The 14594-nt window shown below is 68.4% G+C and carries 12 protein-coding genes; 7 read left to right on the top strand and 5 right to left on the bottom strand.

The features are described from left to right. The first annotated feature begins 9 nt into the window (after positions 1-9). From ychF to KAH28_RS07385, 6 genes are all read left to right on the top strand, one after another. Positions 10-1104, top strand: coding sequence for a redox-regulated ATPase YchF (gene ychF, locus KAH28_RS07360; RefSeq protein ID WP_290575339.1), 1095 nt, complete (start codon positions 10-12; stop codon positions 1102-1104). A gap of 95 nt (positions 1105-1199) precedes the next feature. Further along, positions 1200-2393 (top strand): cyclopropane-fatty-acyl-phospholipid synthase family protein, encoded by a 1194-nt coding sequence (locus tag KAH28_RS07365; RefSeq protein WP_290575340.1) that lies wholly within the window; start codon positions 1200-1202, stop codon positions 2391-2393. Positions 2394-2472: 79 nt separating this feature from the next. Next, entirely contained in the window at positions 2473-3822 is a 1350-nt protein-coding gene (locus KAH28_RS07370) for a TolC family outer membrane protein (RefSeq protein WP_290575341.1), read from the top strand. A gap of 2 nt (positions 3823-3824) precedes the next feature. Further along, entirely contained in the window at positions 3825-6170 is a 2346-nt protein-coding gene (locus tag KAH28_RS07375; protein WP_290575342.1) for an HlyD family efflux transporter periplasmic adaptor subunit, read from the top strand. Continuing rightward, positions 6167-7660 carry a hypothetical protein gene (locus KAH28_RS07380; RefSeq protein WP_290575343.1) on the top strand — a complete coding sequence of 498 codons (1494 nt, stop codon included), beginning with the start codon at positions 6167-6169 and terminating at the stop codon, positions 7658-7660. Before KAH28_RS07375 ends, KAH28_RS07380 begins: the two co-directional genes overlap by 4 nt. Next, positions 7650-8558, top strand: coding sequence for a sulfotransferase (locus KAH28_RS07385; protein WP_290575344.1), 909 nt, complete (start codon positions 7650-7652; stop codon positions 8556-8558). The genes KAH28_RS07380 and KAH28_RS07385 overlap by 11 nt, the downstream gene beginning before the upstream one ends. Here KAH28_RS07385 and KAH28_RS07390 read toward each other — a convergent pair. Next, a complete protein-coding gene (locus tag KAH28_RS07390; protein WP_290575345.1) occupies positions 8555-9637 on the bottom strand; it encodes an IS630 family transposase in 1083 nt (360 codons plus the stop codon). The genes KAH28_RS07385 and KAH28_RS07390 overlap by 4 nt on opposite strands. Before the next feature lie 105 nt (positions 9638-9742). Beyond that, the gene (locus KAH28_RS07395; RefSeq protein WP_290575346.1) at positions 9743-10657 is read right to left on the bottom strand and encodes a PHB depolymerase family esterase; all 915 of its coding nucleotides are present in this window, start codon (positions 10655-10657) and stop codon (positions 9743-9745) included. A 359-nt stretch (positions 10658-11016) separates the two neighbouring features. Between KAH28_RS07395 and KAH28_RS07400 the strand changes: the two genes are divergently transcribed. Beyond that, a complete protein-coding gene (locus KAH28_RS07400) occupies positions 11017-11802 on the top strand; it encodes a CatB-related O-acetyltransferase (protein WP_290575347.1) in 786 nt (261 codons plus the stop codon). On the opposite strand, the gene KAH28_RS07405 is transcribed toward KAH28_RS07400, so the two are convergent. The 3 genes from KAH28_RS07405 to KAH28_RS07415 are packed head-to-tail and all read right to left on the bottom strand — an operon-like array spanning position 11799 to position 14581. After that, the gene (locus tag KAH28_RS07405) at positions 11799-12668 is read right to left on the bottom strand and encodes an alpha/beta hydrolase (RefSeq protein ID WP_290575348.1); all 870 of its coding nucleotides are present in this window, start codon (positions 12666-12668) and stop codon (positions 11799-11801) included. The genes KAH28_RS07400 and KAH28_RS07405 overlap by 4 nt on opposite strands. Next, a complete protein-coding gene (locus tag KAH28_RS07410) occupies positions 12665-12967 on the bottom strand; it encodes an acyl carrier protein (RefSeq protein WP_290575349.1) in 303 nt (100 codons plus the stop codon). Before KAH28_RS07410 ends, KAH28_RS07405 begins: the two co-directional genes overlap by 4 nt. 9 nt (positions 12968-12976) lie before the next feature. Next, entirely contained in the window at positions 12977-14581 is a 1605-nt protein-coding gene (locus KAH28_RS07415) for an alkaline phosphatase family protein (RefSeq protein WP_290575350.1), read from the bottom strand. Between the last annotated feature and the right edge of the window lie 13 nt (positions 14582-14594).

Genomic DNA, 14594 nt, shown 5'->3' on the forward strand with positions numbered 1-14594 from the left:
GGAACCCGCATGGCCATCCGCTGCGGCATCGTCGGCCTGCCGAACGTCGGCAAGTCCACGCTCTTCAACGCCCTCACCCGCGCCGCCATTGACGCGGAGAACTACCCCTTCTGCACCATCGATCCGAACGTGGGCGTGGTGACGGTGCCCGATCCGCGGCTGCAGGCGCTTGCCGACATCGTGCGCCCGCAGAAGGTCGTCCCGACCACCGTCGAGTTCGTGGACATCGCCGGCCTGGTTGCCGGTGCCAGCCAGGGCGAAGGGCTCGGCAACCAGTTCCTCGGGCATATCCGCGAGACCGACGCCATCGCGCACGTCGTGCGCTGCTTCGAGAACGACGACATCATCCATGTCTCGGGCTCGGTCGATCCCATCCGCGACATCGAGGTGATCAGCACCGAGCTGGCGCTCGCTGACCTCGACACCGTGACCCGCGCCCTCGACCGCGTGGTCAAGGTGGCCCGGTCGGGCGACAAGACCGCCCGCGCCAAGGCCGACCTGCTCACCCGCGTGCGCGACCACCTCGACGCCGGCCATCCAGTACGCACGCTCGCCGTCGACGACACCGAGCGACCGTGGCTCCGCGAGCTCTTCCTGATCACGGCGAAGCCGCTGATGTACATCGCCAACGTCGACGAGGCCGGCCTCCACGACGAGAGCGAGCTGCTCGCGCGCGTGCGGGACCATGCCGCGGCCGAGGGTGCGGTGGTCACACCGGTATGCGCCGGCATCGAGGCCGAGCTCTCCCAGCTCGACGACGACGATCGCGCGGAATTCCTCGCCGACCTCGGGCTCGAGGAACCGGGGCTGGACCGCGTCATTCGCGGCGCGTACGAGCTGCTCGGCCTGCAGACCTTCTTCACCGCCGGCGAGACCGAGGTCCGCGCCTGGACCTTCCGGCGGGGTGCCAGCGCGCCGCAGGCCGCCGGCGTGATCCACAGCGACTTCGAGAAGGGCTTCATCCGCGCGGAAGTGGTCGCCTACGACGATTTCGTCGCGCATCGCGGAGAGGCCGGCGCCAAGGATGCCGGCCGCTGGCGGCTCGAGGGCAAGGACTATCACGTCGCCGAAGGCGACGTCATGCACTTCCGCTTCAACGTCTGAGCACCCGCCGCGGCGCGTGCCGCGGGCCACGGGCGACGCTTGCAAGCACGCCGGTACGGCGCTAGCTTTTTCCCGGGTCACAGGGAATCAACCGCATGACGCCGCTCGTTCTGGGATGGCTGTCGCGCAAGCTCACGGCCGGCAGCCTGGATATTGATCTCCCCGACGGCAAGTCCGTCACCATCGGCCGCGGCGCGCCGCGGGCCCGGATCCGCTTTGCATCGGAAGCGGCGCTCCGCTGGGTACTCAAGGACCCGCGGATGCGCTTTCCGGAAGCCTATGTCGACGGCCTGTGGGAACCCGAGAACGACGAGCTGCTGCCGGTCATCGAGGTGGCCATCCGCAACGCCAACGGCCTGCTGTCCAGCGCCAGCCGCCAGCTCCGGATCGTGCGCGCGCGCCTCGGCGAGCTCAACACGGCGATAAGCGCGCGCCGCAACATCAGCCATCACTACGACATCGATACGCCGGTCTACCGCCTCTTCCTGGACCGCGAACTGCACTATTCCTGCGCCTACTTCCCCGACCCGGACATGTCGCTGGAGGCCGCGCAGGAAGCCAAGTGCGCCCTGATCGCGCGCAAGCTCGACCTTCGGCCGGGCGCGCACGTGCTCGACATCGGATGCGGCTGGGGCAGCAACGCGCTGTTCCTGGCCCGCAACCACGATGTCCACGTCACCGGCATCACGCTCTCGGAGCGTCAGCTCGAGGTCGCTCAGCAGCGGGCGCGCGAAGCCGGCATGGAGGACCGGGTCACCTTCCGGCTGGAGGACTACCGCAGGACCCGCGGCACCTTCGATGCCGTCGTCAGCATCGGCATGTTCGAGCATGTCGGACGACCGCAGTACAACACCTTCTTCGCGCGCGTGCGCGAGCTTCTGGCACCCGACGGCGTGGCGCTGCTGCACACCATCGGCAGTGCGCACCGGCCCGACGAGGGCAGCCCGTGGATCCGCAAGTACATCTTCCCGGGCGGCTACATCCCCGCCGCCTCCGAGGTCATGCCCGCCGTGGAACGAAGCGGGCTGGTGATGACCGACTTCGAGGTGCTGCGTCTGCACTACGCCGAGACCCTCGCCCACTGGCACCGGCGCTTCCAGGACAACCGGGCCGAGATCGCGCGCATCATGGGAGAACGCTTCTGCCGGATGTGGCGCTTCTACCTGCAGGCGTCGGAGGGCACCTTCCGCTGGGGCGGTCTGGAGGTGTTCCATCTTCAGCTCACCCGCGACCAGGCCCGCATTCCACTGACACGCGCATATCTTTTTTCCGATAGTTCAGCGGGTTGACAGCCTCCCGCGAATCCCGTCAACTCGTAGCTTTCCAAGTTCCCCCGGTTCCACGATGCGGATTCACCCGCGAGCCGCCATGCGTGGCGGCTGCCTCCTGTCCGGTTTCCTGCTGGCAGCTCTGGCCGGACCGCTCGCAGCCCAGATCAACGCCGACGGCGCGCCCAACGATCTGCGCGTGGTCTACCGTGCCGCGCTGGACAACAATCACCGCTATCAGGCCGCGCTGGACGAGTATCGCGCCACCGCCGAGGCCAAGCCGCAGGCCCTTGCCCGCCTGCTCCCGCGCCTGAGCCTCGAGGGACAGTACAACCGCATCCGCAGATCCATCGACGGCAACTTCTACGGCGTGCAGGACGTCGAGCGCGACGACATCTACAACCGCTACGCCTACGGCGCGTCGCTGCTGCAGCCGATCTACCGCCGCGAGCTGCTGCTCGGACTCGATCGCGCCGAGCTGGAGGTCAGTCGTGCGCGACTGCGCCTCACCGCCGCACGGCACGATCTCATGGTGCGCTCCGCCGAGGCCTACTTCGGCATGCTGTCGGCGCAGGACGATCTCACCCTCATCCGTGCCGAGAAGGCCGCCATCGAGCGGCAGTACGAGCAGACGCAGGGCCGCTTCGATTCCGGTCTCATCGCCGAAACCGATCTTCAGGCCGTGGAGGCGCAGCGCGACAGCGTCCTCGCCGAAGAGATCGCCGCCGAGAACACGGTGGAGATCGCGCAGACGCGACTGGAGCTGCTGACCGGCCGCAGCATCGAGCGCATCGCCGCGCTTCCCGAGGACGCGAATCTGCCGCCTATGGAGAACGAGAACCTGCAGAGCTGGCTCGCCAGGGCGGACCAGCACAATCTCGACCTGCTCGCCGCCACGGTGGGCCTTCGACTGGCCGAACTGGACACGACCATTGCCCGGTCGGCGCGGCTGCCGACCCTGGACCTGGTGGGCTCGCACCTCTACTTCGACGCCGATGACGGCGTCACCGGAGAGCGCGAGGACGAGGATTCGCGCATCGGCCTGATGCTCACCATTCCGCTCTACGAAGGCGGGATGATCAGCTCCCGCGTCCGGCAGGCGCAGGCGCGCGCCGAATCGCAGGCCCACACCACCGACGGTGCGCGCTCCAACGCGCGTCTCGCCACCCGCACCGCCTTCCTCAATGCCCGGAGCGCGCACTCCCGCGCGAACGCCCTGGTGCGCGCGGTCGACTCGGCGCGCTCCGCCGAAGCCTCGGCGCAGGTCGCCTTCGAGGTCGGCTCGCGTACCGCCGCCGACTACCTCGGTGCCGTGCGCGCACGCTTCAGCGCCGAGCGCGACCTCTCGCGCGCACGCTACAACTATCTTCTCGGTCTCCTGCGCCTGCGCGAAGCCGCCGGTGTGGTCACGGTGACCGACCTCGAGAATCTCAACCGGACGCTTCAATAGGCATGGACAAGCCGCGTTTCCGCCGCTTCACCGGCACCGTTGCCGATCGTGGTCACGATGCCGAGGGTCCGTTCGTCCGGGTGTACGTCCCGGAACGCGGACGCAGCTTCCGCCTCGAGCCCTGGGAGCTGCAGGTCGCGGAGTGCTTCGACGGCTATCAGGACGCCGCCCAGCGCCGCGAGTCGGCAACCACGCGACTGGCGCGCGAGGTCAGTACCGGCGAGCTGGAGGCCTTCGCCAACGAGCTGTCCATCGCCGGTCTCCTGGAACCGGGCACCGAGGAGCCCCTCCCGGTACCGCCGCAGACCCGGCGCGAGCACGCGTCGGCCTGGGATGCCGACGAGCGCGACGCCGAGGCGGTGCCCTCGTCCACCATGCCCGGCACGCTCTCCGGCTACGGCCGAGTGGGCGGTGTCGGCGGCAGCCAGGCGAGCCATCGTGGCGAGGGTGTCGGACTGGCGGTATCCCTGCCCGCGCGCATCGCCGGCAGCCTCGGCCATCTGCTGAGCTGGCCCCTGTGGATTCCGCTGCTGCCCCTGCTCATGGCGCTGCTCGCCGTCGGCGGGCTCTGGGGGCTGTGGACCAACCGCTGGGATGCCGCGCGCGATGCGCTGGAGCTGGCACAGCCGCTCAGGCTCCTGATCAACGCGCTCACCGCTGCGGTGCTCGTCAACGTGCTGACGCAATGCGCTCGCGCCTCCACCATCCGCCGCGCGAGCGGGGAATGGCCCGGCTTCGGCATCCGCCTCGTCGGCGGCATCGTGCCCTCGCTCTACACCAGTACCGAGGGCCCGGCGGAGCGGGTCGACCGGAAGGACCGGGTACGGGTCATCCTGTCCGCACCGCTGGCCGTGCTGTGGCTGCTGCTCGGGGCGATGCTGGGCTGGTTCCTGACGCATGGCGGCGCCACCTATCTGCCGGTCATCTTCCTCGGGCTGACCGTGGTCAGCCTCATCGTGCTGCTGCTGCGGCTCAACCCGCTCGCCAGGCTCGACGGCTACCACTGGCTGGCGCACCGGCTCGGCATGCCCGACCTGCGCGAGCAGGCCATCATCCGCCTGTTCGGCTTCCAGCGGCCGTGGGCCACCCAGCAGGTGCGCAACGGCCGCGCGCTGGCGTTGTACGGCCTCGCCTCCTTCCTGTGGATCGCGGCGGTGGTGGTTCTCATCCTGCTCTATCCGGGACGCTGGATCGCGGGCGGGTACGGCGGCACCGGCGTTCTCGTGTTCGCGGCGGTGTTCGCGTTCCTGCTCTGGAACAGCGTGCGGCGCGTGCGCTCGAAGCGCGGTCACATCGGCGGCGGTCTGCGCGCGGCGCGGGCCGCGCCGAAGGCGCCCTCCGCGCGGCAGTGGCTGCTGATCGGGCTGCTCGCCATCCTCGCCATGTGGCCGTACCGCTTCGAGCCGGCGGGCCGCGCCACCGTCCTGCCCTACGACCGCGCCGAGGTGCGCGCGACGCTGCCCGGTGACGTGCGCGAGGTCCTCGCGGCTGAGGGCGACGCGGTCACCGAGGGCGACGTCATCGTGCAGCTCGGCGACGAGGCCTTCCAGGCCCAGGTCGCGCGCAGCCGCGCCGACGTGGCACGTCTGGAGGCCCAGCTGCGGCTGGCCGAGGCCGGTGCGCGCGACGAGGAGGTCGCCACCGCCGAGCAGCGCGTCGCGACCGCGCGCGAGCGCTACACCTACGCCAAGGCCGAGGCGCGGCGCGCCGAGCGTGCATTCAAGCAGAAGGCCATCTCGCCGCAGGATCACGAGGCCGCCCTCGCCAACGCGGCGGTGCGCGCGCAGGAGCTCGCAGAGGCCGAGGCCTCGCTGACCCTGGTCAAGAGCGGCACCCGGGACGAGAACATCGAAGCGCTCGAGGCCGAGCTGGAGAGCGCCCGTGCCCAGCTCGCGTACAACCAGCAGCAGGTCGAGGATGCGCGCCTGCGCGCACCGATCGACGGCCACATCGTCTCCGGCGATCTGCTGTTCGCGCGCGGCATGTACCTGGAACGGGGCGACCTGATCGCCGAGATCGAGAACACCGAGACCCTGCTCACCGAGATCCTGCTGCCCGAAGCGTCGGCCGAGGAGGTCGAGATCGGCGCGCCGGTGCGACTGCGCGTATGGTCGCAGCCGGTCGACACGGTCGGCGGCCGGGTCACGCATATCGCCCCTGCAGCGGAGGACAGCGAGTACGGTCACGTCATCCGCGTCCGCGCCGAGCTGCACGACACCGGGGGCGCCGTGTTGCCCGGCATGACGGGTCAGGCCAAGATCGAGGGACAGCGCTACCCCGCCATCGTCGTGTTCACCCGCGCGCTGGTGCGCTTCGTCACCGTCCAGGTCTGGTCCTGGCTGCCGTGAGGCTGCGCGGCAGCAAGCCGGAGGGCCTGCGGGCCGAGGATTTCCGCCTGACCGCGCCGTCCGGATTCGGGGACGGCTACAACAACTATGCGCACAGCATGGCGTGGTTCCGCGGCCGCCTGTTCGTCGGCACCACGCGCGCGGCCTTCGCGATGATCGGCGCGACCAGCCCGCTGCCCGATCTCAAGCCGTGGCCGGTGCACTGCCCTGCCGACCTCTACGACGTCGACCGGCGGGCCGAGATATGGCGCTACACCCCCGAATCGGACCTGTGGGAGCGGATATACCGCGCCCCCTGGTCGGAGGGCCGGAACCAGCGCCTGGTGCCGCGCTACGTGGGCTACCGCGGCATGACCGTGCACCAGGCACCCGGCGACCCGCATCCCTGCATCTACGTGTCGACCTGGGCGCCGATCATGACCGAGCCGCCCGACATCCTGCGCAGCGAGGACGGCGAAACGTTCCATTCGGTTCCGCGGCCGCCGTGGGATGAATCGGTCCGCTCGTTCCGGACGCTGCAGCCCTTCAAGGGGCGCCTGCACACGACCCCCACCGGTTCCAATCCCGGGATCACGGCTCAGGCACAGGAGAGCGTCAGCAGCACCTCCGTGATCTACGCCGCCGACGATCTTCGGTCGGGCGAATGGCACGCCGCCAGCGAGGACGGTTTCGGCAACCTGGCGAACGTAACGGTGTTCGAGATGGGCACCTTCAACGATCATCTGTACGCCGGAACGGTCAACCCCTTCACCGGTTTCGAGCTCTGGAAGACCGACGGTGAGGGCGGACCGCCCTATCGCTGGAAGCGGGTGCTGCAGCGCGGTGCCTATCGCGGCGTCCACAACGAGGTACTGGGCGCCATGTGCGCCTTCAACGGCGCGCTCTACGTCTGCAGCGGCGTTGCCAACGGCGGCTACCACCGCCGCTTCGACATCGGCCCGGCGGCGTCGGAGTTGATCCGCGTCTGGCCGGACGACAGCTGGGAACTGCTCATCGGCAATGCCCGCATCACGCCGGAGGGCGCCAAGGTGCCGCTCTCGGGCTACTCGCCGGGCTTCGACAACCTGTTCACCGGCTACTTCTGGCGCATGTGCGTGCACGACGGCTGGCTCTACATGGGCACGCTCAACTGGGCCAACATGCTGCCTTACCTGCCCACGCACGTCTGGCCCGAGGATACCCTGGTGCAGCTGCACCGCTGGGGAACCGAGCAGGTCAACCGCCATTTCGGCGGCTTCGGGCTGTGGCGCTCGCCCGATGGCCTGCGCTGGGAGCCGGTCACCCGCAGCGGTTTCGGGAACAAGTACAACTGGGGGGTGCGCACCTTCGCGTCCAGCCCGCACGGCCTGTTCGTCGGCACCGCCAACGTCTTCGGGCCAATGATGGCGATGGAACGGGAGAGTGGCTGGGAGTACGCCGCCAATCCGCGCGGCGGCTGCGAGATCTATCTCGGCCGGCACGCTGCCGCAGCGGACCACCGTGCGGCCTGAACCGGTCATCGTCCTCGGCACGCCGGGCCCCGATCCGGCACGCCTCGGGGCCATGCTCGGCGGGCACCCCGCGGGCGCCTTCGTGCCGGCACTGCGGTTGGGCAGCGCCACCACGCCCCACGCCCTGGGTGTGCTGGAGAAGCGCGGCAGCACCCCGCTCACCGACGGCTGGCGACGCGCGATCGCGTTCCACTGCTTCGGTGGACAGGATGCCGAGGCCATCGCCGATGCGGACCACTGGCTCTTCCGGCGCGAAGACCGGCCGCTGCCGGGGCTGGCCGGCGAGCTCGCCGATCGGCTCGCGCCCGCCGCCATGGTCACCTTCGACACCGACGCGGTCTGGCGCATCGTCGAGCTCGAACGCCTGCTCGATGCGCTGCCGGATACGCGCATCATCCACCTTGTGCACCACCCCGTGCCCGACTGCGAACGCATGGTCGACGCGCAGCGCCAGGCCTGGTTCATACCGTCCGACTACCACGACTTCGGCCCCGGGCACGACCGCGCCGTGCTCGATCCGCAGCTCGCCTGGTTGCGCATCCATCTCACCATCCGGCGCGCCTGCGAAGCGCTGCCACCGGCGCGCTACCGCCGCATCGACTGGCATGCCCTGGCGCGCGACCCGGAGCCGCACCTGGACGCGCTGGTCGACTGGCTGGGCTGGCCGGCGATGGAAAGCGGCACGGCCGACATGCTGCGCCCAGAGCGCTCGCCCTTCTGCCATCCCGGTCCGGCGGAGGCGCCCGGAGGGGTCGATACAGGCCTTTACGCATCGCCCGGATTCGCGCCACGGCTGGCGCCGGTCGCGGATCTGTCGGCGCCACTGAGCTGGCGCGACGACGGCGTCGGCTTCGCGCCCGAAGTGCGGACGCTGGCGCGCGAGTTCGGCCTGCGCTAGTGTGTTGTCCCATTAATAACTTTGCAAACACGTTCGATCTTGTCGATGATGGATTGCGCCGTTGCGGTCCAAACGAAAGGGCGCGCGTTGGTGTTGTAGTGCTCGACGTACCTCTCAATGCGCTTGACCAGATCTGGAACGCTTTTGAAGGATCCGCGGCAAATGGCCTTCTGCGTGATCAGCCCAAACCAGCGTTCGACCTGGTTGAGCCAGGACGCATAGGTGGGGGTGTAATGAACGTGGTAACGCGGGCGCTTGGCCAGCCAGGCCCTGACCTTCGGGTGCTTGTGGGTTGCGTAGTTATCGACGACGAGATGAATATCCAGGTTGGCGGGGACGTTCTGATCGATGTGCCGCAAGAACGACAGGTATTCCTGATGTCGGTGGCGCTTCTTGCATTGCGTCATGACTTCGCCGGTGGCCACATCAAGCGCCGCGAAGAGGGTTGTCGTCCCGTGGCGAACGTAGTCGTGAGTAACGCCCTCGACATACCCCAGGCCCAGAGGAAGTACCGGCTGAGTCCGCTCCAGCGCCTGGCACTGGCTCTTCTCATCGACACACAAGACCATGGCGTTGTGCGGCGGATCCAGGTACAAGCCGACGATGTCACGCACCTTCTCGATGAAGAAGGGGTCGTTCGACAGCTTGAATGACTGGGAGCGGTGGGGTTGCACACCGAACAGCGCCAAGTAGCGTTGCACGGTGCTCTTGCTCATGCCGGTGGAATCCGCCAGCGTGCGTACGCTCCAGTGCGTGCCCGCGTCAGGCTGCGTCGACAGAACGGTGTTGAGCAACTGCGCGACTTGATCATCGTCTTGGGTACGCGGTCGCCCCGGTTTCATCTCATCATGCAGGCCGGCAATCCGGCCCGTGCGAAACCGACGTCGCCAAAGACTCACGGTCGGCTGCGAAATATCCAGATGCCGCGCCGCCTCGCGATCGCTCAACCCGTCTTCGGTCAACAGCACAATCTTTGCCCGACGGACCAGCGCCGCCGGCAAACTGCGTGACGCCGCAATCGCGTCCAGTTGCTCGCGCTCCTCGCCCGTGATGTCCAGCGACCTTCTCGCTCTCGCCATCCCGCACTCCCAATCCGCCAAAGGATGCCCCTTAGACCGCGAAATGGAAGAGAAGTTTCTTCTGGGACGTTACACTAGGCGCAGGCGCGGCCCGCGCGCCGCACCTCAGTCAGCTTCCTTGAAGAAGCGGAGGATAGTGTCGGATGCGTCCAGGACATCGCGGTTGGGACCGAGCATCAGCTTGAGGATGGTCTGCCCGCCCGGCCACTGGTGGCCGACGCCGTCGATGATGCACCAGCGCACGGTGCCGCCGGCGCAGCTGGACCGGCGCTCGCACAGATCGGAGGTACCAGCGACCTTGGCCTGGGCGTCTTCGCAGCGATTGCGCTTGGCCAGCACCTTGACCTGCTCCGCGATCGACGGGCGGTAGGTCTCGTCGAACACCCCGCCGTTCCAGGGGATGCGCTCGTCCTCGCGACCGACCATCAGCAGCGCGGGCACGCCCGGCTTCTCGGGGCAGTTGTCCCTCATCGGCCCACCGGAAACCGGCGCGATGGCGTTGAACAGATCCGGTGCCTCGCACGCGATGCGATTGGTCAGCATGGCGCCGTTGGAGAACCCGGTGCCGTAGACGCGCGAATCGTCGATGCACGAGGAGCCGCCGAGCTCCTTGACCAGCGAGCGGATGAAGCCGACGTCGTCGACCTTGCCGGATGCCGCCTTGCCGCAGCAGCTTCCGGCATTCCAGGACCGCCATACGCCGTCGGGATAGACCACCGCGAATCCGTGCTTGCTCGCGGCACGGTCGAGACCGGTCTGCTCCGCCATTCTCTCGCCGGTGCCCCAGCCACCGTGCATGGCGACCACCAGCGGCAGCTCGCTGCCACCGCCGGAAGGCACGAACAGCCGATAGGTGCGATCGCGTCCGCCGTGCTTCAGCGAACCTTCGGTGGCGCTGCCGCGTTCCGCGCAGGCGTCGGCGGCGCGCGCAGGGGCGCTGTTCATCGCACATGCTCCGACCAGCAGCGCCGCGCAGAGAAGGGATCCGAATCCGGCAAGCTTGGTACGCGTGGTGGTCATGCAGCAGCCTCCAGGCCGATCAATGCCCCCGGAGCCTACCAGCATCACGAAGGTCCGAGGGCGGGGCATACCGTAGCGACCTGCGGGTGCCCGATTCCGCAGTCGATCAGTCACATGATGCGGCATCGCACCCTGTCGTCCAGCTGAACCCGTCGTCCCCTCGCCATCCGCCACCACGTTTGCGCGGCAGATGGGCCCCTTGATGCGTGAGGACCGCGCATTACGCATGCGTAATTGATAATTCCCTACAAAGGTCGCGCCGTTTCGCCATTAGTCGCACGCCGGACGGCGGCTAACTTATGGCCCATAAAAAGAAATACGCGACACACAACGGGGACGCCAGTCGGACAGGGGTCGGAATGGAAATCGGCGGACCGGATGCGCTCAAGCGTCATGGCCTGAGCGTCGTGGAAGGCAGGACCATCAAGGGCGCCCTGCTGTACGAGCGGCCAGCGTTCATCTTCGACCCGCGTCGCGTCAAGGATTGTGCGGTGGGCGCGTTCACGCTGGTGAACGGCCTGATGACCACCAGTATGTACCGGTGCCGTGTCGGCCGCTACGGCCAGATCGGCGAGTCGGTGATCCTGGGGCCGCCCGAGCACCCCCAGGACTGGTTCAGCAACCACCCCTTCGCCTTCACCCGTCCCAACGAGCTGCCCAGCATGTACGAGCAGCCGGAGTTCGAGCGCCTCGCACCCGACGGCAGCGAGGCCGTGCACTACGCGGCGGGCGTGCCGAGCGTGACCACCATCGGCCACGAGGCCTACATCGGCGCCGGCGCCTTCGTCAGCCGCGGCGTGACCATCGGCGACGGCGCGGTAGTGGGCGCACGTGCCGTCGTGACGCGCGACGTGCCGCCCTACAGCATCGTCTTCGGGTCACCGGCCTGCGTGCGACGCCTGCGCTTCAGCGAGAACATCGTCGAGCGCATGATGAAACTGGAATGGTGGCGCTACGACCTCGCCCCCCACAAGCATCGCGTCGACTTCTCGCGGGTCGAGCACACGCTGGCCTACTTCGAGGAGGCCGCCGCGGATGGTCGACTGGCGACACTGCAGCCCGACGCCTATCGCGTGACCCCGCTCGACGGCGGTCGTTTCCGGATCGAGCGGGTCGACGAGCCGCTCTACGACGCCGCGGCCTAGACCGACGCCGCGGCACCGTCGAGCGGCTCGAGGAAGGCCCTCACCAGCGGCGTCACCATCTCCGGATGGCTCAGCGGGAAGAAGTGGCCGACATTGGGCAGCCGGTGGTACTCGGACTGCGGCACGCACTCCGCCAGCGCGTCGCCACTCGGCAGATTGTGCGAATTGCCGCCGTAGAGCAGCTGCAGCGGCATCCGCAATCCGGCGATGGCGTCGCGGTCCGCGCCCGGGACCAGGGCGTCCTCGCGCATCGTGGTCTCGTCCATCAGGCGACAGAAGGCGCGCGCGCCGCGCAGGCCGCTCTTGCCCTGACCGAAGGGCGTGAAGATGTCGCGGTTCTGCGGCTCGTAGCCTTCCACGCGCAGCCGTGCCATCGACTCCAGGAAGGTCAGCCCCAGCTGCGGCTCGGACTCCCAGTCGCGTCCGTCGGCGGCGGCCATCTCCTTGTCGAAGGCGCTGAGCTTGCCGCCGTCGCTGAGCCACTGGCGCGGCTGCAGCGTGTTGATGCGTGCATCCATCAGCACGAGTCCGCGCACCGCGTCGGGCGCGGACAGCGCGTACTCGAGCGCCACCGCACCGCCGTAGCTGTGGGCGATCACGGCCGCCGGCGCGAGCGCCAGACCGTCCACCAGCGCGGCCAGATCCGCCGCCATGGCCGTGGCGCTGTAGCCGCTCGCGGGGCGGCTGGAGTAGCCGTGACCGCGCAGGTCGAAGAGCGTCACGCGATAGCGATCGCGCAGCGACTGCGCCAGCGAGGCATACCAGAACGCACGGTTGGTGGCGAGGCCGTGCACCAGCACGACGTCCGGCCCCTCGCCCATCTGCTGCCAGGCAAGCCGGGCGTCGCCGGCCTGCAGGAAGCTCATGAAAACTGCTGGTGCAGGAAGTCCGCGATCTGGCCGACCGAGAGGTCGTCGACGTAGCGCCCGTCCTTCATGAGCAGCTGCTCGAAGGGCAGCTTGCGCTTGCCGAAGGCCTCCTCGATGGCGACGACAAGCTGGATGATGTCGATGGACTCGAACTCGAGGTCGCCGAGCAGCATGGTCTCGCGCCCGATGGGAGCGTCCAGCTCGGTGTCCCAGTCCTCGATGAAGTCCTCGAGCACGTCCTTGAGTCGCGCCAGGATGGCTTCCGGCGGAATGCTGGTGTCGGTGGCGGTACTCATGACGCGTCCTTACTCCATGTAGCCGAGCATCTGCAGCTGCTCGATGATCTGCTGCTTCTCGTTGTCGTCCATCTCCTCGATCTCGCGCTGTCCCGAGGAGGCCAGGGTCGCGGCGCCGATGGTAACCGGATGCGACTCCAGCCATGCACCGTCGAAGAACGGCTTCGGCACCTTGCCCTCGACGTCCTCGGGCACGGAGAGCCCCATGCTGTACAGCAGCGTGGCGGGCACGTCGACGATGCGGCGGCGCGGAGTCATGCCGGCGGCCTTGATGCCCTGGCCCCACGCCATGAAGATGCCGTCCGGATGATGCGTGCCCTGCGGACGCTCGCGCGGCACGACCACCGGCGAGTAGTTGCGGATCGACACGAAGCCGTGATCGCGCAGCACCAGGGTCAGGTCCGCGGCCTTGTCCATGTGGGCGCCGGGGAACCATTCCTCGCGCTTGAGGACATCGGTGACCACCTGCTCGCCGTCGTCGTTGCGGATGCTCTCGAGATCCTCGATCAGCTTGTCGCGGAAGCGCTCGTACTCCTCGGGCGCTATGCCGGCCTCGCCGGGGTTGCGCGCCACGCGGATGTGGATGCCGTTGGACGACGGCGTCCGGCAGTAGGCAACGGTCTTGTCCCAGTCGAGGTTGGCGAAATCGGAAGCCTCGCGCCGCATGGCCTGCGGCGAGTCATCCGACTTGGCCCAGGTCAGGTAGCCCTTCTCGCCCAGCCAAGTGTTGATGCGCAGTACCTCGGTGGTCGCCGTGAAGCCGTGGTCGGACGCGAAGTAGACCTGCACGTCGGGGCCGGCGGTCTCCACCAGCGACTGGATGAAGCCGTCGAGCTTGCGGAAGTACTCGACGCAGACGTCGCGCATGCGCGCCTGCCAGGCCGTTGGCTCCTCGGGCAGCAGCGCCGGATCGAGGAACTCCCAGGCCTGGTGCTGGATCTTGTCGACGCCGTCGAACATGATCGCCATCAGGTCCGGCTGCTCGTTGCGCAGGACGTAGTCGGCGACCTTGTACCACTGCTCCTCGCGCGGCAGGTGGTAGCGCACCCAGGCCTCGGTGTCATCCTCGTCGAGGGCCTCCATGGCCTGCTTCTCGGCCTCGAAGTCCCACGCCAGCTCCTTCGGGTCGAAGCCGGGAATCTCCTGCTTCATGCGCTCGAACAGCTCGCGCGGATGCGTGTTGCGGCGCAGGTGCTTGGCCGGGATGAAGCCGGGCACCGTGCAGCCGTTGACGCCGTCCGGCGGCGGCGCGGTGAGCGGGAAGTTGAGCGCGGCCACCGTCTTGCCCTGGCGCGAGGCCAGCGCCCAGATGGTCTCGGCGTCGATGTCGCGGCTGTCGTACAGCGTCCAGTAGACCTCGCCGCCCTTGTCCTCGGAGCGGATGAAATCGAACACGCCGTGCACGCCGGGTCCGCGCCCGGTCTGCACCGAGGTCCAGGCCGGCGGTGTCAGTGGATTGGGCGTGCTGCGCAGCTTCGCGCGCGCACCCTCGTCCATGAGCTTCTTCATGAAGGGCATCACCACCCCGGTGCCGGGGATGTCGCTGACCAGATGGTCGAGAACGGTGTAGGTGCAACCGTCGAGGCCGATGAACAACGTCGAAGTCTTGGACATGCCTGCCTTCCGC

Origin of the sequence: Algiphilus sp., assembly GCF_023145115.1 — a bacterium.
Taxonomy (GTDB): Bacteria; Pseudomonadota; Gammaproteobacteria; order Nevskiales; family Nevskiaceae; genus Algiphilus.

Excerpts from the sequence above, each read along its gene's own strand:
- ychF (WP_290575339.1), top strand. The coding sequence starts at position 10 with ATGGCCATCCGCTGCGGCATCGTCGGCCTGCCGAACGTCGGCAAGTCC.
- KAH28_RS07365 (WP_290575340.1), top strand. The coding sequence starts at position 1,200 with ATGACGCCGCTCGTTCTGGGATGGCTGTCGCGCAAGCTCACGGCCGGC.
- KAH28_RS07370 (WP_290575341.1), top strand. The coding sequence starts at position 2,473 with ATGCGTGGCGGCTGCCTCCTGTCCGGTTTCCTGCTGGCAGCTCTGGCC.
- KAH28_RS07375 (WP_290575342.1), top strand. The coding sequence starts at position 3,825 with ATGGACAAGCCGCGTTTCCGCCGCTTCACCGGCACCGTTGCCGATCGT.
- KAH28_RS07390 (WP_290575345.1), bottom strand. The coding sequence starts at position 9,637 with ATGGCGAGAGCGAGAAGGTCGCTGGACATCACGGGCGAGGAGCGCGAG.
- KAH28_RS07395 (WP_290575346.1), bottom strand. The coding sequence starts at position 10,657 with ATGACCACCACGCGTACCAAGCTTGCCGGATTCGGATCCCTTCTCTGC.
- KAH28_RS07400 (WP_290575347.1), top strand. The coding sequence starts at position 11,017 with ATGGAAATCGGCGGACCGGATGCGCTCAAGCGTCATGGCCTGAGCGTC.
- KAH28_RS07405 (WP_290575348.1), bottom strand. The coding sequence starts at position 12,668 with ATGAGCTTCCTGCAGGCCGGCGACGCCCGGCTTGCCTGGCAGCAGATG.
- KAH28_RS07410 (WP_290575349.1), bottom strand. The coding sequence starts at position 12,967 with ATGAGTACCGCCACCGACACCAGCATTCCGCCGGAAGCCATCCTGGCG.
- KAH28_RS07415 (WP_290575350.1), bottom strand. The coding sequence starts at position 14,581 with ATGTCCAAGACTTCGACGTTGTTCATCGGCCTCGACGGTTGCACCTAC.